Raw genomic sequence first — 18,318 nt, 5'->3', positions numbered from 1 at the left:
CAGAAACTATTAAAAGAAGTTAAAATTGATTAGTTATTAAGCATATGCCAAAGCTTATCTTTTAGCTCAGTTAAGCCTTGTTGTGCAACAGAAGAAATAAACATATAATCCGTCTCAAGATCTTTATTTAGAATTTCTGTCATTTCTGTTTTTAGCTCGTCGTCTAGCATATCCGATTTAGAAATAACCACAAAGCGTTCTTTATCTAGCATCTCTGGGTTATAACGTCTTAACTCATCAACTAAAATTTCATATTGCTCCACAATATCCTTAGCATCTGCAGGGATTAAAAACAACAATATCGAGTTGCGCTCTATATGTCTTAAAAAGTAATAACCTAATCCTTTACCTTCTGCAGCACCTTCAATAATACCAGGTATATCTGCCATTACAAAAGACTGGTAATCTCTATACTTTACTATTCCCAAATTTGGCTTTAGAGTGGTAAACTCATAATCGGCAATCTTTGGTTTGGCAGAAGTTAAGACAGATAATAATGTTGATTTTCCCGCATTAGGAAAACCTACCAAACCAACATCGGCAAGTACTTTAAGCTCTAAGGTGATATTTTTTTCTTCCAAGGGAATACCTGGTTGAGCGTATCTAGGTGTTTGGTTGGTTGCACTTTTAAAATGCCAATTGCCACGGCCACCTTTACCACCTTCAGCTACTATTTTTTCCTCACCTTCCTCTGTGATTTCGAAGATAATTTTATTCGTATCGGTATCTCTCACAACTGTACCCAGTGGCACTTCTATTATGGCATCGGCACCATCAGCACCAGTACTTCTTCCAGAACTACCATGAGCACCATGACCTGCTTTAATATGACGTTTAAACTTTAGATGCACTAAAGTCCATAGATTAGAATTCCCTTTGATTATGACATGACCACCGCGACCACCATCACCACCATCTGGACCTCCTTTGGCAATATATTTTTCGCGATGTAAGTGTGTAGATCCTTTACCTCCATTACCAGAAGCAACATGCATTTTTACGTAGTCTACAAAATTTCCTTCTGTCATGGTAAAAGACTAATAAGTACGTGAAGTATACTTATCTCTTATAAATTATCGATTACGTTACTCAGACGCACAGTAATTTCATCAATGCTACCAACACCGTCCACACCGTAGTATTTATCTTGATCTGAGTAATAATCTTTTAAGATAGCTGTTTTGTCGTAATATTCTTTAATACGGTTTCTAATGATAGACTCATCTGCATCATCAGCTCTTCCACTCGTTTTACCACGTTCTAATAAACGCTGCACAAGTACCTCATCATCAACTTCTAATGCAACCATTGCATTAATCTGTGAATCTTTAGATTCCATTAGTTCATCGAGCGCTTTGGCTTGAGCATTTGTTCTTGGGAAACCATCAAAAATAAATCCGTTAGCATCAGAATTTTTTTCAACCTCTTTATTAAGCATATCAATAGTCACCTGATCTGGCACCAAGTCACCTTTATCCATATAAGATTTCGCTAACATTCCCAAAGCTGTTTCGTTTTTGATATTATATCTAAAAACATCACCAGTGGAAATATGTACTAAATCATATTTTTCTTTTAAAAAATTTGCTTGAGTTCCTTTACCTGCACCTGGAGGGCCAAATAAAACGAAATTAGTCATGTGTTGTGTCGATTTTAATTGATATACTGCTGGCATATCTCTACCTAAACCATTGTAGTCTAATCCATAGCCCACAATAAATTTATTAGGAATTTCCATACCAACATAATGAAGTTTAAAGTCCTTTTTATAAGCCTCTGGTTTGTAGAAAAGCGTAGCTATAAGAAGTTGCTTTACGTTTTCATTACTAAAGATGCGGTGCACTTCCTCTAGCGTATTACCAGAATCTATAATATCCTCTAAAATTACTACGGTCCTACCTGTCAGATCTTGGGTTAAACCAATTAAACGTTGTATATCCTCAGTAGACTTTACACCTTCATAAGATGCTAGTTTTATAAATGTTACCTCACAAGGTTTTGGATAGAGTTTAACAAAATCACTAGCAAGCATAAATGAGCCATTAAGGATCCCAACAAATACTGGCATTTCATCTCCCAAGTCTGCTGCAACAGCATCAACCATTCTTTGCACGGCTTCTTGAATTTCATCTTCTGAAATAAATGGCTTAAAGTATAAATCGTGAAGCTTTATCAATGTGCTATAATTTTAGAAATGCAAAGATAATCATTTGATTAACGAAAGACTATTTTTTGATTTATGATTTTAGAAAAATGTACTATAATTAGTGTATTTTTGCTGTAATTTTAATGGATTTATTTATTGATCTTATAAGTGTATCAGGCGCATATGAACTACTTCTCTTCTAAATTTAAACTTGGTATTTTAGGTGGTGGCCAACTAGGCAAAATGATTTTGTACAATACACGTAAATTTGATGTTCACACCTGCGTCTTGGACCCTAGTAAAGAAGCACCTGCTAGACTTGCCTGCGATGAGTTTTTTGTTGGTGATTTAATGGATTATAAATCCGTTGTGGAATTTGGTGAAAAAGTAGATGTCCTTACAATCGAAATTGAAAATGTTAATGTCGATGCACTTGAGACTCTAGAAAATAAAGGCATTAAAGTTTATCCATCAGCAAAAACATTAAAAACCATACAGAATAAGGCCCATCAAAAATTATTCTATGTAGATAATAATATCCCAACAGCTGAATTTTCACGATTTGCCTATACTTCGGAAATTGATGAAGCGGTCGAAAACGGTGGCCTTAGTTATCCATTCGTTTGGAAAAGTGCGCGCTTTGGTTATGATGGCCAAGGGGTTAAAATTGTAAAACGCTATACAGATCTGATAGACTTACCTAATGTAGAGTGTATTGCAGAGAAGATGATTCCATTTAAAAATGAATTGGCTGTTATTGTTGCAAGAAATGAAAGAGGCGACTTAAAGACTTATCCAGTTGTAGAAATGGAATTTCATCCAGAAGCTAATCAGGTTGAATATGTAATCTGCCCTGCACGTATTCCGGATGAGATTGCTAAAAAAGCCGAACTTGTGGCTCTGAAAACTGCCGCTGCTTTTAAACATGTAGGCCTGTTAGCAGTTGAAATGTTTCAAACTCAAGAGGATGACATATTAGTTAATGAAGTTGCTCCAAGACCTCATAATTCTGGACACTACAGTATTGAAGCAAGCTACACCTGCCAGTTTGAACAACATTTGCGTGCTATTCTAGGTTTACCATTAGGTAAAACAGAAAGTAAAGTAGCTGGTGTGATGGTTAATCTTGTGGGCGCTGAAGATTATACTGGTAATGTTGTTTACAAGAATATTGAAAAAATCTTGGCGATGGATGGTGTTACGCCACATATATATGGTAAGAAACAAACACGACCATTTAGAAAAATGGGACATGTGACTATTGTTGATGAAAATATAGAGAAAGCAAGAGAAGTTGCTGAAAAAGTAAAACGAACAATTGAAGTTATAAGCGAATAAACTATGAGTAAAGTTGGTGTAATAATGGGAAGTAAGAGTGATCTTCCAGTAATGCAAGACGCTGTTGAGATATTAAGAGGATTTGATATTGAGGTCGAAGTGGACATTGTATCGGCACATAGAACGCCAGATAAATTATTTGATTACGGTAAAAATGCCCATACCAGAGGTATAAAAGTGATTATTGCAGGTGCAGGTGGTGCCGCACATTTACCTGGCATGGTCGCTTCACTTTCACCACTACCAGTTATAGGTGTACCAGTAAAAAGTAGTAATTCTATTGATGGGTGGGATTCTGTACTTTCAATTCTGCAAATGCCTGGTGGTGTTCCGGTGGCAACTGTCGCTTTGAATGGTGCTAAAAATGCTGGAATATTGGCCGCACAGATTTTAGGTAGCTCAGATCAGTGTGTTTTAGATAAAATTATGACCTATAAAGAAGGGCTTAAAAGTAAGGTAATAGACTCTGCAAAAGACATATAAAAAAAGCCTCGACCACTGTCAAGGCTTCTCGCTATTAACCAATCCTTTTTTGAACAATCGAGTTTGTTCTAAAAGAGCTACAAAAATAAACAAAAGATAATTACTAATTGAAATTTAATGGTATTAAAAAACCGTTAAAGTTCAGTAAATCAACACTATAGTAAGAAAAATAACACGGAGTAGATGACAATTCTAAACAAACCCTTTGATACACAATACAATACAGCACCCTTTTCTAAATTAGAAGAAGGAGACTTCTTACCTGCTTTTAAAATATCCATAAAAAAGGCAAAATCTGAAATAGATGATATTGTAAATAATAAAGAGTTACCAACCTTTCAAAATACGATAGAGGCCTTAGATTATTCAGGAGAAGAGTTAGATAGAATTTCGAGTATCTTTTTTAATCTTAATGCTTCAGAAACTAATGAGCAAATTCAAAAAATTGCTCAAGAGGTCTCTCCACTACTTTCTGAATTTAGTAATGATATTACCTTAAATGAAGATCTATTTAAACGTGTTAAAAGTATTTACGATTCAAAATCTGAACTCGATTTATCTACTGAGCAATCCACATTGTTAGATAAAAAGTATAAGAGCTTTGCTCGAAACGGTGCCAATCTTCCAGAAGATAAAAAAGAAACCCTAAGAGCAATTGATAAAGAACTTAGTCAACTAAAATTAAAGTTTGGTGAACATATTTTGGCAGAAACCAATGCTTACGAGATGCACCTTACTGAAGAAAGCGCATTAGATGGATTACCAGAAGGTGCTAAAGAAGCAGCAAGACAACTTGCAGAAAGTAAAAACAAAGAAGGCTGGGTTATTACCTTAGATTACCCTAGCTATATTCCGTTTATGACCTATGCGAATAATAGGGAACTCAGAAAGCAACTCTCTACAGTATTTGGTAGCAAAGGCTTTAAAGACAATGAAAATGATAATAAAGATATTGTTCTTAAAATTGCCAATCTTAGATTTCAACGTGCTCAATTACTAGGCTATAAGACGCATGCTCATTTTGTATTAGAGGAACGAATGGCTGAGACACCAGAAAAGGTTAATAATTTTTTGAACGAACTTTTAGAAAAAGCTAAGCCTGCCGCAATGCAAGAATTCGAAAAACTCAAGGGTTTTGCTAAGGACTTAGATGGAATCGAAGAGCTTCAAAAATGGGATAGCGCTTACTATTCAGAAAAATTAAAACAAAAATTATTCGATTTAGATGATGAGCAACTTAAGCCCTACTTTCAGTTAGAGAACGTTATCAATGGTGCCTTTACTGTGGCAAATAAACTTTTTGGTCTACACTTTAATAAAATAGATACCATTGATAAGTATCATGACGATGTAATGACCTATAAAGTGGTTGATGCGGAAGGAGAGTTGGTTTCAATTTTCTATGCTGACTTTTTCCCAAGAGCTGGGAAACGAAATGGTGCATGGATGACCTCATTTAAGCCACAGATGATAAAAAATGGTGAAAACGAACGTCCACATGTATCTATAGTTTGCAATTTTACCAAACCCACTAAGAGCAAGCCATCCTTGTTAACTTTTAATGAAGTAACAACCCTATTTCATGAATTTGGACATGCCTTACATGGTATGCTCGCTAATACAACTTATCCTAGTCTATCAGGTACAAGTGTATTCTGGGATTTTGTAGAATTACCAAGTCAGATTTTAGAAAATTGGTGTTATGAAGAAGAAACCCTGAAACTTTTCGCCAAACATTATGAAACGGGTGAAAATATTCCAATGGAGTTAATTGAAAAAATTAAGGCTTCAGCAACATTTAATGAAGGTATGCAAACCCTGAGACAACTGAGTTTTGGCATGTTAGACATGGCTTGGCATGGTGTTGATCCTTCAGATATTAATGATGTAAAATCATACGAAAAAGAGGCCTTTGGCGCCACACAACTATATCCAGATGTGCCAGAAAATTGTATGAGTACCGCATTTGCGCACATTTTTCAAGGTGGTTATTCTTCTGGCTATTACAGCTATAAATGGGCAGAAGTATTAGATGCTGATGCATTTGAATATTTTAAGGAAGAGGGTATTTTTAATAAAACAGTTGCCAATAAGTTCAAAACTTATGTGCTTTCTCAAGGCGGAACAGAAAATCCAATGACCTTATACAAAAAGTTTAGAGGACAAGAACCGAAACCTGAAGCCTTACTCCGAAGAGCAGGATTAATAAAATAAGAAACCGCTTTATTCCGTTTAATTATAATGACGGTTCTAAAAGTAATTCTTCATCTGAGTATTATTGTGATCCTCACCATTCTAACTCAAGTTGGTGGCATCATATGGTTAATCGCATTAGTAATTTCAAAAAGGTGGAGAAAGAAAAAAAGATATGTTTTCCCAATTATATATCTAACATGTAATCTTTTTATTATTCCATTAAGCGCTCCACTTTTAGGTAGGACAGCGTTACCTATTTTTAATAGTTCCCTACATCCACACAATTTCATATACCCATTACTTTTTAGGAATTATGTAAGTGCTGAGCTTAAGTCCTCATTAATAGAGGCATCAAAAGAATTAAATGGGCACAGTGTTGAAATCACCTACTTAGATGCTAATTTCCCATTCATCAATCGCTTTCCATTGTTACCTCATTTGAGTCATAATGATGGTAATAAAATTGACATCTCTTTTATGTATTTAGAAAATGGAAAGAGAACTGATAAAAAATCCTCCAAAAGTGGGTATGGTGCGTTCACCTCAAATTCTAATCCAACATCTGATTATTGCTTGTCAAAAGGGTTTTGGCAATATGATATAACTAAATATATAACCTTTGGTACAAATAAAAATCTCACTTTAGATAAACCGACTACAAAATTACTTATCCAAGGCTTAATTAAATGTCATGACAATCCAAAGATATTTATTGAACCCTATTTAAAAGAAGAATTAGGTCTAGAAAATAATAATAGAATTCGATTTCATGGATGTCAAGCAGTACGTCATGATGATCATATTCATTTTGAAATAAAATAAACTTTCAATAATTATTGAAAGTTTAAAAATATTTGTATCTTTGTGCTATGATATACGAAGAGGCAAAAGAAAAATTCATAAATACCTGGGGAAGCTTAGGTACGCTTTGGGGTATTAATAAGGCCATGGCGCAAATACAAGCGCTTCTCTTCATCTCTACCAATCCCCTTTCTATGGAAGATATTATGAGTGAGCTTAAAATATCACGTGGTAATACAAGTATGAATCTAAGACAATTAATGGATTGGGGCATTGTGACCAAAGTATTAAAAACAGGTGAGCGCAAGGAGTTTTTCACTACCGAAAAAGATGTACAAGAATTGGCTAGAATTATAGCTAAGGAAAGAAGTCGACGCGAAATACGACCAGTCATTAAAGTTTTACAAGAAGTCTCCTCTATTAAAAACGATGGCTCGGAAAAAACTAAGGAATTAATTAAACAAACTAAAGCATTACATGATATAACTGAAGACTTAGATCATGTTATGACAAAGCTTGTGGACCAAAAACAGAATTGGGTGACCAAAACAGTTTTAAAACTACTGAAATAAGTAGCTATATTTTTTTAACATTAACTTTCAATATTTTCTGAAAGTTTAAAACTTATGAAATGAGAAGTATTTATAAAATTAACCTAATTACCACAGTTTCTTTATTATTAATCTCACTAACATTTTGGGGAGGAATTTTAGCTCTTCCAGTTTTAGGTTTAGTCCAAACTTTTTTTACAATTTACCTATTTAAAAACAGATCAATACTCACAAAAGCAAATAGGACAATACTAAACATTTACATAACCCATACTCTATCTCTGGTCATATTTTTTAGATTCTTGGATTACTGCGGTATTCCAACAATTTCTCTCCTTTTTGTATGGATGATAATATCGTTTGCACTTGCTCTTTTTCACTTGTATATAACCTATCAAATAAAATATAAGAATGAATTATAACGTCATAACATACTGTATATACTTACCTATTATATCATTTATAATGGTGAAGGTAGGTTGGCTGTTCTATAAAAATGGTGAAGTTTTTCTACTAAACTTGTTCAATAATAATCACGAGCTTGTTAGAAGTATTAACAACCTTCTACTGATTGGTTATTATCTCACAAACATAGGTTATGCCATTATTACAATCTCCTATTGGGACAAGGTTAACTCCGTTTACGAAATGGTCAATTCCCTTTCTCATACCATCGGCAAAATTACACTGCTTTTAGCCCTTCTACATTACAACAATATTTTTTGGCTAAAGCAACTCAATAAATCAAAAATTCTAAATACATAAATTATGGAAAATTCAAAAATTATTATCGGTTATGCCATCTATCTACCAATTGTAATTGTGCTCACCATTTACATTTCTAAAATGCTATTTAAAAATGGGAAACACTTTATGATAGATATTTTTAAAGGCAAAGAAGATATTGCCCTTGCGACCAATAAATTGTTTGAGATTGGCTTTTATCTCATAAATATTGGCTTTGCTCTCTATATCATGAAAATATATGGATACAGCAGCAATTATGATATGAGTAACCAAACTCTCATGGAGATTTTAAGTCAAAAGATTGGTGGTTATACGATCTACTTGGGTGTTATGCTCTTTTTAAATCTTTATTTATTCTTTAGAGGACGAAGCAAATCTAGAATGTCATTAAAGACTAGACCTATTTCTTAATTAACAAGGCAGTAGACCCGCTGATTTCTTTCATATTTAACTGAAATGTGAATTAAATCATGAGGGTCTTTTTTATACATTTTATTCTTAACTTGGTCTAAGTCTATTATTTAAGAAATGTCAAGAATAAAATTTACAATTCTACCGATCTTTTTAGTGCTTCTGACATTACTGAGCTGTTCTGAAGATGAAGTAACCATTGAAGAGCAAGCTAATTGTAACGATGGGATTAGAAATGGCGAAGAGCTTGGTGTAGACTGTGGTGGCTTATGCTTTACAACATGTTTTGATGAGCTCGTACTTGAAGGTGAGTTGGTAACCCGTCGTATTTTAAGTTCAGATATAGAATATACCTTAAATGGACCATATATCATTAGAGATGGTGCAGCTCTCGAAATCGAAGCAGGAACTGTTATAAAAGTAGCACCAGATAACGATTCCTATATCGCAGTTGCACAAGGTGGACAGCTCTATGTTTATGGTGAAGAGAACAATCCAGTAGTTATTACCTCAGGAAGCGAAAATCCTCAACCAGGAGATTGGGGAGGTGTCGTGATTTGCGGACAAGCAACCACAAACAATGGTGTGAATGACCGATCAAAACTTGGTGATATTTTTTATGGTGGTAATAACGACATTCAAAACTCTGGAACTATAAGGTATTTACGATTGGAATACACAGGTGCATTATTCAGAAATCAATATCGTTTTAATGCGTTAACACTTTATGGAATTGGTGCGACTACAAATTACTCTAATATTCAAGCCTATGAAAGCCTTGGTAATGCCTTTGAAATTTTTGGTGGTAGTCTAAGCATTTCAAACCTAGTTGCTTTAAATTCTGGCTTATCTGGAATGAAAATTTCTGGAGGTTGGACTGGCCAAGGAAATTCTTGGTATTTCAATAATCAAAATGAGGCTGGTATCGAATTGGGGAATAATGTTGACGACTTTAATGCATTACCAATTAGTGATGTTTTCCTAGAAAATATATCACTAGTAGATTCTGAAGCCGAAAATGCTATTCATTATAATGAGGGTGGTGGATTTTTTAACTTAAGCAGTATTTACACTAATAACACTGCTCTAGGGATTAATATTAATTCGCCTTTTGAAAGTGCTCTTATAGATGTTGGGAATCTACAAATCGACACCATAGAATTTGATAATAACAATTCTACATTTAGTCCAACAAATTATTCTGGTAGTAGCATTTTTTATACAGAAGGGATTTCTGATGGTGCTGGTAATAGAGAAACTTTACCTGTTTGGGCACAAAATTGGACCATTGGTTTTTAATTAACCTCAAATGTTTTGTTGAAAGAAATAGGTTGGCCTTCATCGGTAAAACCTTCAAGACGTATCTCAAAAAGACCCTTTACATCAGAGGTGTAAAATTCTATAATTTGATCTTCAACTTCAGAAATTTCTAAAGACGGTAACCAAAGTAACTGCTGTCTGTAATCTGGCATTCTATTATTATTGCCACTTCCATCATACTTTTGAGAAAAATAGGTTTTTTGTAGTTGAGGTGGTATTGTTTTCAGCTGATTAAAAAATCCGTTTTGCAAGAATTCATTTTTATCCAATCCATTTATCGAATTAATGACCAAGGCACCCTGAAAAAGACTGAGACCTATTACATATTGATCTCTATAAACCGTAATATCTTTTATGGTTTTTGCATTATAGTCCATCAATTGCTCATGGTCATCAACAAAAATTCCGTCTAACAAAACTAAAGGTTTGGTGCCTGTACTTGTATCATAATCGAACCCTTGAATCTGAAATGTTCTATCTTGATTTTCATCTCTACCAATAGACACCTTACTCACAAATTCTTGAATAGTTTCCTTTAGAGTATTAAAGCGATTGTAGTCATCGAGATTATAATATTCAAACATACCTTCTGAAAGAAAATCGGTCTTATTAGGTATATAAAGAGAATCTGATCTAAACTCGAAATATGCATTTTCAATTTGGTTGTATACACTTTGATTAATGATATCCGCTTCCCACTCTGGTTTTAACTCAAATGTTTCAAAATTAAGCGTATTTATTACTGGCTTTAATTTTGACTTTAATTCAATCTTATAGTCTTGTAAATCCTCCCCAATAACTTGAAAAAACAAGTCCTCTGTATAATAGAATTCATCGAGATTAAAGTAGAATTTACCGTCCCTATTAGTGCGTGCAATCCTAAAGAGACTTCTATCATTTGCAAAAGAAATGGCAACATTCAAATCTTGAACTTGACCTCCATTGAGTGCCTTAATTTCTCCTTCATATAATTCACCTCTTAATTCTGGTAAATGATTGGCCTGTTTAAGTTCAGAAAGTTGAATAGACTTCGCCTCCATTTTTTCATAATAATCCTTTAGATCGGTTCTCTGTGGCGATGTAATACGGGATTTATGTTTTACACTAACGGAAAAAGTCCCCTTTAACGCCTTTGACAAATCAGACGTATTTATGGAGATTTTTACACGTTCTCTTGTGTCATAAGAAGGCTTTTCTAACTGAATTAAATTATTATCTGAATCCTTTTCCAAAACTACATTAGTCATTAAAAGCGAATCCTTTGAAACCGTTTCATTTCTTTGGTTTTGTGCTTTTACTGCCTTGTAAGGATTAATGATGTTAATATTAGAGATCCCAAATTGGTTCAAATCTGAATTCTGCATCCAATTTGTGTAAGCAATAAGTTTATAATTTCCTGTCTCAACTTCTACTGGCAAGAAAAAATCGGAATACCCTCTACCCCTTTCTAACCTAATCTTATGACGAAAAACACGTACGCCACTCGAAGAAATGAGCTCCACATATGCCATTTTACTCAGGTCACTCAAATTCTTAGTCTCTGTATTAAAGCAGTATAAAGAATAGTATAAATACTCACCAGCAAAAAGCATTGAAGTGTTAGAATGTATGTAGATAGATTCTGTTGAGACTGATTCTGAATTTAAATCTGATACATACCCATCCTGAGAAAACCCTATTTCAATTTGAAATAAAAGCAAACAAATAATGGCAATATTTAATTTAAATCTTCTCATTCAACCCAAAAATCTGGAATAATATTACTTCCTAACACTGTACAATCACCGCATTCTGGAAGCACCATGATATATTCGCCTTCTCCTGGTTGCGGATTGGTATTAAAATCATAAAAACGCATGGTTCCTTGCCTAATGATATTTACTAAATCGCGTTCACCAATGGTTCCTGATGAGGACGGTTTAAAGAATGAACAAGGAATTATATATGGTGGTAAATCCTCACCTGGAAAGTAGTCTTCCCAATTAAAGAAAAATCGTTGTTCATCTAATGCTGAAACTTCAAAATAACCTGCTACATTCTCCTCATCATCCGTTAATGAAAATATATTACCTGCCAAGAAACCAGGCTGATCTTCAGAAAACACAGTTGTTGAAGATTGGGTTAATCCCTTTAAAGTATCATAATATGCAAAAGTCTCAGGTGCAAGAACATATTGTTGCACAAGAATACTATAACGATGGGTTAAGACATAATCATCTCTATTGATAAATCTCACATTATAGTCTTCTAACCTATCTTCAACAAATCCTCTTGTACTGAGCACATTGATATTACCCGATTTATTTGTCCCATAACAGGTTCGTTCTTCCTGTTCCCTTAGAATGACAGGAATTTCATATTGATTTATCCCTTCTATAACGAAAACTGCATCAAAAGGACTCCAAAGTGGTGCAATAATTTTAAAGGTTTCGATGTAATCATGTCTGTAGTATTGAGATGCTCCTGAAGGGTCAAAACTGTCTACATTAATAGCGATGCCTTCTATACCTTCGTTATTAAAAGTCCGCTCAATAGATACCTCATCAATAGTAGTAGAACTCACTGGCAACTGCATCGCTGTGGATTGATAAACACGACCGTTTTCAGTTTCTATATTAAGTGTGTACTCCACATTCATCTGCGCCCCAAATTCTTGAATAGACTTGTATAATCCAGGTTCAGTTTCTTCAAAAAGGTATGATGATCCGTCACTACCAGAAACTCGGACTATAGCATTTCGTTCTAACGGAACCTCTTCCTCTTCAAATGGATAAGAGCGCGTTAAATTAATCTCTTGTCTTTTTACCTGATTGGTAATAATAGCATTTACTACTAAGACATCTTCAAAACTATCCACGGCGCCCTCAAAAGGCTCCACACACCCTAAATTGAAAACAATATAGAAGCACATAACGCACCTTAACAGCAACTTACTTCTATAATTATACCTTAAGAATCTTTCCATTTTTAAAAGCTAATATTGTAGGTTATTGATGGTACAGGTATATTGAATATTGAACTTTGTAAAGCTTTAATTTCGCCTTCCTGATTTACAAAAAACACCGAATACGGATTATTTCTCCCTAGAACATTATAGACTGATAAACTCCAAAAACTGTGAGCAAGCTTGTTCTTCTTATGGTTGCCTTCGAAGTTTAGCCCAATATCCAGTCGATAATAATCTGGGATTCTAAATTGATTTCTATCACTATATAAAACAAACTCACCACCATTAAATTGGTAATTACCTGTTGGGAACGTTACTGGCCGACCTGTTTGATAAATGAAATTGCTCGATAGGCTTATACGCTGTGATAGCTTATAATTTACCACTAAACTGACATCATGTGGTTTATCAAAATTTGAAGGGAAGTAGCGTCCATCATTTACTTGCTCTTCTAAAAAATCACTCTCGAGCTTAAAAAAGGATCTCGAATAAGTATAACCTAACCATCCTGTTAAATCACCTTGGTTTTTCTTTAGTAAAAGCTCCACGCCATAGGCTTTACCTGTTCCTTGTAGGACCTCAGTTTCAATAGCCTCATTAAGTTGTATGTCTGCTCCAGTTTTAAAATCGAGAATATTGAATTGACGTTTGTAAAAGCCTTCTAGACTCAGCTCATAATTATTATTATCAAGATTCTTATACAATCCTAACGAAGCTTGGATTGCCTGTTGTGGTTCAATAAAGTTATCTGATAATTTCCAAATATCAATTGGCGAAACTGTAGTATTATTTGACAAGGTATGTATATACTGAAAGGTATTGTTAAGACTTGCCTTGATCGAAAAATCTTCTGAAAGCAAATAACGCGCTGCTAACCTAAATTCTGGCCCTAAGTAGGTCTTAATAATTTCATTATTTCCATAGCTTACCGTGTCAATTACAGTAGATTCAGATCGTGGTGTCCCATCAGCATAGACAAACTTATCAGCTTCACCCAAGGCTGAAAATAGTGACAATCGAAACCCTAAATCTAACAGAAGCTTATCGTTTATTTCAAATTGGTCTGAAATAAACAATCCAGCTTCTACACCTTGCTCTTTAGGTATATCGATAGGCATTAAAAGATTATCAGGACCTTGAGGTTCTATCTTACCAGGAAATATACCATACAGCTTTCCTTGTACACCATACGTAAGGTTATGTCTTTCATTAAGCTCATGGTCTATCTTATACTTTAACGATGTTTCATCAATTTGAAAACTCTGAATAAAATCGTCATTCATAGTATTTTCATAATCGATATTAAACTTATACTGACTATTAGCTAATGATAAAGTAGATTTCCTGTTCTTGCTAAGTTCTCGCTCCCATTTTAAGGATACTAATCTATTTGAGTAACCAAATAAAGAATCTGAAGTAATACTAAATTTATCATCGCTGTAGTAAGCAACCGCTTGCAAGTCGTTTTTATCATCGATCTTATGATTATACTTGAGGATAAAGTCATAAAATGAAGCTTCGCTGTTATTCAATTCGACCTCATTAAGTGATCGTAATACCCAATCAGAATAAGTTCCACGAGCACCAACCATTAACCCAGATTTCTCCTTTACTATTGGTGTCTCTACCACAACATTAGCGGTTACAGGTCCAACAGAAATATCCGCACCAAACTCATTAATATCTGCATCTTTAGTTTTAATATCAAAAACAGAAGAAATTCTACCACCAAATTCAGCCGGAATATTGCCCTTATAAATATCAACACTGCTTATAGCCAATGGATTTAGAGCCTGAAAAATTCCAAAAAAGTGTGTTGGATTATATAAAACACCCTCTTCTAGTAAAACAAGATTTTGATCCGTTTTCCCACCTCTTACATTATAGCCACTCGAACCTTCACCTGTAGTTGTAATCCCAGGTTGCAAGGTGGCAACTTTAAGCACATCACGTTCGCCAAGAACGAGAGGAATATCCTTAGATTCTTCTTGTGTAATTTGGGTTTTACCAGTATCTGTATCGGTCACATTATCATCAGTCTCTAATTGTAACTCCACCTCATCCAACTCTTCAACCTGCGTGCTTAAATTAATATCTAAAACACCATCATCATAAAGTATAACTCGTGTACGTTTATTTTCGATACCTAAGCCTATAGCTTCAATAACGCTAACACCTGGTGGTAGTACTAATTCATAAGAACCATCACTATTTGTAACAGTACCTACATTTCTACCAACTACAACAATCGCTTGATCTGCAATAGGCCGACCTGTATCAGAGTCAGTTACGACACCAGAAAGTGTATATCTGTTTTTAGTTTGCCGTTTCACTTCTTTACCTATTCTTACAGTATTCATCCGTGTTTGAGACGGCCGGTTTTTACGAATTAAAATTGGTGTATTCGCAGGAGTTATATTGTCTTCTAGACTAGTCGTAGTACTGTCCTTCTTAAAAAATAGATTAGGAAGCTCATTATATATCAAATTATTTTGGGTTAAAATAATCCTGCTGTCTTCCGAAATAAAAAAATTAAGCCTTGTATTCTCAAAGAGGTCATTCAAAATGAAGTCGAGAGACTTATTGGAATAGCTTTTATTAACCATAAAACCATCGAGCCATTGGTCTGCAAAATAAAAATTGACCTTTGCCTCTCTTTCAATTTTAATTAAGCTCTCCTTTAAGGTAAGATTGTTTAATTCTACCGAATATAATACTTCACCCTCTTGAGAAAAGGAGACTAATTGACTTGTGACAAACAGATAAAAAAGCAAAATTCTTAATCTCATATTTTGCTTTTTGTATGTTGTGTTGAAATTCGCCTAAATACCATAACCATTACCAAATCCCAATCAACACTATCCTTATCTACTTGAGATAGCTCTGCTTTTATGTCTTCCTTATATTTAGGAAATAGCTTTACGAGTCGTTTTGGATTTTTGACGAGTTTAATGGTATCATCTAACACTACTATATAGTTCGAATTATCTTCAAACTCATGATATCTAAGTTTTTCACTAGTGCGCGTTCTAATTTGTTTTTGATGCTTTTTGAAAACTGAGATGCTCTCTGTCTGAAGTAAATTTTCGAAAAAACCTGAAATGTATTTACCATCTTCAAGGAGAAAATCATAGTACTCAAAAGTATGATCGGATAAAATAAACTTATGGAGTTTAGAATTATCCAAGATGACCTCTGGATCATTTGGCTTAAAAGTTCCTTTTACAATGATCTGTTTCTCATACACGTTATAGCGCATTAAAATATCTGGATAGATGGATCCATCATAAAAAAGGGTACCCCTTTCAAAGCTGAAATTCTCAAAAAATTTATGCTTTTCATTGATCATTCTATGCTCCTCGGCATATTGAGTCCCATTAAAAATCCCTGAATTAACTTGATCAATCTGTGCATCTAACCACTGATACAAGCCACTATTATTAGTGTTATTCTGTGAGAAACTAATACTCGTTGTACTGTAGAAACAGAGTATTAAGTACAGAAAGCGGTTAAACATTAGAATATAATTTTCGATTGATTAGTTAAATATAAAAAAATAGGAAAAGTCTGCTTTAGCAATCCAAAATATTGCTCTAAAATTTTAATATTTTAACTATTTTTGTTCAGCAATGAAAATCTAGAATGCCAAAGCATCAATTAAATCCCAACAACTGGATTTCCCAATATTCAGATTACTTATTTAACTACACTGTTACTCGTGTAAACGACAGAGTTATGGCCCAAGATTTAGTATCTGAAACTTTTTTAGCGGGTTTAAAATCCATGGCAAACTTTAAAGGGGAAGCTAGCGAGCGTACATGGTTGGTGTCAATTTTGAAGCGTAAAATCATAGATTATTACAGAAAAATAAATTCTAATAAAGGTAAAGCTGAAGTTAGAATGAATTATAGTAGTGATTCTGATGCTGAAGGTGATTGGTTAGAAGAACGTATTGCAGACCCTTTTGATAAAACTGCTGAAGACAAGCTCGAAAATTCTGAACTAGGCGATGCCATCTACGATTGTTTGGCAAAACTACCAGAAAAACAAGCTGAAGTTTTTAAGATGAAAACCATATTGGGCTATGATACTGAAACTATTTGTAATGAATTAAATATTACTGCGTCTAATCTTTGGGTAATCATCCACAGGGCAAGAACAGCCTTGGCTGATTGCATGGAAAAAAATTGGTTTTAAAGCATGAAAAAAAGTTTATTATTTATAACCTGTGAAGAAGCAAAACACATATGTGACAAATCACAATATGGTGAAGCTACAGCATGGGAAAGAATTAAATTAAGCTTAAGACTTTCTTGGTGCCGTATAACAAGAGCCTATTCTAAAAGAAACAATAAGCTTACTGACGCTATGGAAAAAGCCGAAGTTAATTGTCTTAAAGACGACGAAAAAACTAAACTACAAGAGCAGTTTCAGAGAGAATTAGCTAAGCATCAAAAATAGAATAAGCCATACAATCGGTAAGGCTTCTACCCAAAAGGCACTATAATATTTCGATTGCTTCTTGTTTGAAAAAATTAAGAACAGTGCTGTAATAAATGTGATTACTAAAGTAATTACAATCTGATTGGCGCTCAATTCATCTTTCATATACTCGAGTAGAAAGAATGGAATCAATACTAATACACCAATTATTTTTGTCCTCTTAACACCTATGCGCTGAGGAATTGTACCCAGTTTTATACTATCATAATTAAGGTCTCTTATTTCAAACGGTAACATCAAAACGATAACAAACAAAAAACGCTGCAGGCTTGTAATAACAACGTCATCGTTAATTATAATTTCATTTTGAACTACAGGGAGTAAGACTGTTGAAAGCGCCCAGACCAACGCAATAACATAAACCTTCAATCCACTTATTTGCCTCAAATTACTCTGATCATCAATAAAATATTTTTTAGGCAATAAAGGGATCGCATACAAAAAGGTAATAACACCAAGGATTCCAATTAAAAATTTAGCAGGCAGAATCAAGGAATAAGCATAATAGGCCAAGGCCATAAATGCAATTAATGAAAATATCTGAATTGCCTTTAGCCAATTAGCTAGACTACGATGATGAAATTTTGCTATACCAAAGTACTTCACAAAATTGTAACCTGTAATGGTCGCAAAAAAAACAAAATACAAGCTGTTTTGGTCGTAATCTAAATCATATTCCAAAAGCGTTATCCATGTCAAAGAATAAGCTGCTAAAGCTACATGAATACTACTATTAATATAAAAATGAAAAATCTGTTTTACCCAACTCACATTACAAAAATAGCCAATGTGTTAATAACCCAGATAATCGGTTAAAAACTTTAATTTTCATTAACTATTGAGACGATGTATTTCCGTATTTTTGCATATCAAAA

16 protein-coding genes are annotated in these 18,318 nt (G+C 34.1%); 9 read left to right on the top strand and 7 right to left on the bottom strand.

Features of this window, described 5'->3' with window-relative positions; translation table 11 throughout:
- Window positions 1–29 precede the first annotated feature (29 nt).
- Window positions 30–1,028, bottom strand: a complete 999-nt coding sequence (gene obgE / locus ACRHOC_RS13680; RefSeq protein ID WP_431159211.1) for a GTPase ObgE — start codon at window positions 1,026–1,028, stop codon at window positions 30–32.
- Between the two features lie 38 nt (window positions 1,029–1,066).
- The gene (locus tag ACRHOC_RS13675; protein ID WP_431159210.1) at window positions 1,067–2,176 is read right to left on the bottom strand and encodes an adenylate kinase; all 1,110 of its coding nucleotides are present in this window, start codon (window positions 2,174–2,176) and stop codon (window positions 1,067–1,069) included.
- Window positions 2,177–2,329: 153 nt separating this feature from the next.
- On the opposite strand from ACRHOC_RS13675, the gene ACRHOC_RS13670 reads away from it, so the two are divergent.
- From ACRHOC_RS13670 to ACRHOC_RS13640, 7 genes are all read left to right on the top strand, one after another.
- Window positions 2,330–3,484 carry a 5-(carboxyamino)imidazole ribonucleotide synthase gene (locus ACRHOC_RS13670; RefSeq protein ID WP_431159209.1) on the top strand — a complete coding sequence of 385 codons (1,155 nt, stop codon included), beginning with the start codon at window positions 2,330–2,332 and terminating at the stop codon, window positions 3,482–3,484.
- A 3-nt stretch (window positions 3,485–3,487) separates the two neighbouring features.
- Window positions 3,488–3,967 carry a 5-(carboxyamino)imidazole ribonucleotide mutase gene (purE, locus tag ACRHOC_RS13665; protein ID WP_431159208.1) on the top strand — a complete coding sequence of 160 codons (480 nt, stop codon included), beginning with the start codon at window positions 3,488–3,490 and terminating at the stop codon, window positions 3,965–3,967.
- Window positions 3,968–4,150: 183 nt separating this feature from the next.
- Window positions 4,151–6,181 carry a M3 family metallopeptidase gene (locus ACRHOC_RS13660; protein WP_431159207.1) on the top strand — a complete coding sequence of 677 codons (2,031 nt, stop codon included), beginning with the start codon at window positions 4,151–4,153 and terminating at the stop codon, window positions 6,179–6,181.
- Window positions 6,182–6,208: 27 nt separating this feature from the next.
- Window positions 6,209–6,985, top strand: coding sequence for a hypothetical protein (locus ACRHOC_RS13655; RefSeq protein ID WP_431159206.1), 777 nt, complete (start codon window positions 6,209–6,211; stop codon window positions 6,983–6,985).
- 47 nt (window positions 6,986–7,032) lie between these two features.
- The gene (locus ACRHOC_RS13650; protein ID WP_431159205.1) at window positions 7,033–7,536 is read left to right on the top strand and encodes a GbsR/MarR family transcriptional regulator; all 504 of its coding nucleotides are present in this window, start codon (window positions 7,033–7,035) and stop codon (window positions 7,534–7,536) included.
- A gap of 747 nt (window positions 7,537–8,283) precedes the next feature.
- Window positions 8,284–8,673 carry a hypothetical protein gene (locus ACRHOC_RS13645; protein ID WP_431159204.1) on the top strand — a complete coding sequence of 130 codons (390 nt, stop codon included), beginning with the start codon at window positions 8,284–8,286 and terminating at the stop codon, window positions 8,671–8,673.
- 117 nt (window positions 8,674–8,790) lie between these two features.
- Complete coding sequence (locus tag ACRHOC_RS13640; RefSeq protein WP_431159203.1) at window positions 8,791–9,972, top strand: hypothetical protein; 1,182 nt, start codon at window positions 8,791–8,793, stop codon at window positions 9,970–9,972.
- Here ACRHOC_RS13640 and ACRHOC_RS13635 read toward each other — a convergent pair.
- From ACRHOC_RS13635 to ACRHOC_RS13620, 4 genes are read right to left on the bottom strand one after another with little or no spacing between them, the layout of a single operon-like run.
- Complete coding sequence (locus ACRHOC_RS13635; RefSeq protein ID WP_431159202.1) at window positions 9,969–11,729, bottom strand: hypothetical protein; 1,761 nt, start codon at window positions 11,727–11,729, stop codon at window positions 9,969–9,971. The two genes, ACRHOC_RS13640 and ACRHOC_RS13635, sit on opposite strands and share 4 nt — an antisense overlap.
- Window positions 11,726–12,904: a DUF4249 domain-containing protein gene (locus ACRHOC_RS13630; protein ID WP_431159201.1), complete on the bottom strand. Its 1,179-nt coding sequence runs from the start codon at window positions 12,902–12,904 to the stop codon at window positions 11,726–11,728. Before ACRHOC_RS13630 ends, ACRHOC_RS13635 begins: the two co-directional genes overlap by 4 nt.
- A 56-nt stretch (window positions 12,905–12,960) precedes the next feature.
- Window positions 12,961–15,729: a TonB-dependent receptor gene (locus ACRHOC_RS13625; RefSeq protein WP_431159200.1), complete on the bottom strand. Its 2,769-nt coding sequence runs from the start codon at window positions 15,727–15,729 to the stop codon at window positions 12,961–12,963.
- On the bottom strand, window positions 15,726–16,457 hold the full coding sequence (locus tag ACRHOC_RS13620) for a hypothetical protein (protein WP_431159199.1): 732 nt from the start codon (window positions 16,455–16,457) through the stop codon (window positions 15,726–15,728). The genes ACRHOC_RS13625 and ACRHOC_RS13620 overlap by 4 nt, the downstream gene beginning before the upstream one ends.
- A gap of 125 nt (window positions 16,458–16,582) precedes the next feature.
- Between ACRHOC_RS13620 and ACRHOC_RS13615 the strand changes: the two genes are divergently transcribed.
- Entirely contained in the window at window positions 16,583–17,137 is a 555-nt protein-coding gene (locus ACRHOC_RS13615; protein ID WP_431159198.1) for a sigma-70 family RNA polymerase sigma factor, read from the top strand.
- A gap of 3 nt (window positions 17,138–17,140) precedes the next feature.
- Window positions 17,141–17,401 (top strand): hypothetical protein, encoded by a 261-nt coding sequence (locus ACRHOC_RS13610; RefSeq protein ID WP_431159197.1) that lies wholly within the window; start codon window positions 17,141–17,143, stop codon window positions 17,399–17,401.
- Here ACRHOC_RS13610 and ACRHOC_RS13605 read toward each other — a convergent pair.
- On the bottom strand, window positions 17,381–18,214 hold the full coding sequence (locus ACRHOC_RS13605) for a hypothetical protein (RefSeq protein WP_431159196.1): 834 nt from the start codon (window positions 18,212–18,214) through the stop codon (window positions 17,381–17,383). The genes ACRHOC_RS13610 and ACRHOC_RS13605 overlap by 21 nt on opposite strands.
- Window positions 18,215–18,318 lie beyond the last annotated feature (104 nt).

Origin of the sequence: Winogradskyella poriferorum (assembly GCF_050618035.1) — a bacterium.
Taxonomy (GTDB): Bacteria; Bacteroidota; Bacteroidia; order Flavobacteriales; family Flavobacteriaceae; genus Winogradskyella; species Winogradskyella poriferorum_A.
The sequence above is the reverse complement of the archived record's forward strand: the minus strand, read 5'-3'. Positions and strand labels throughout refer to the sequence as shown.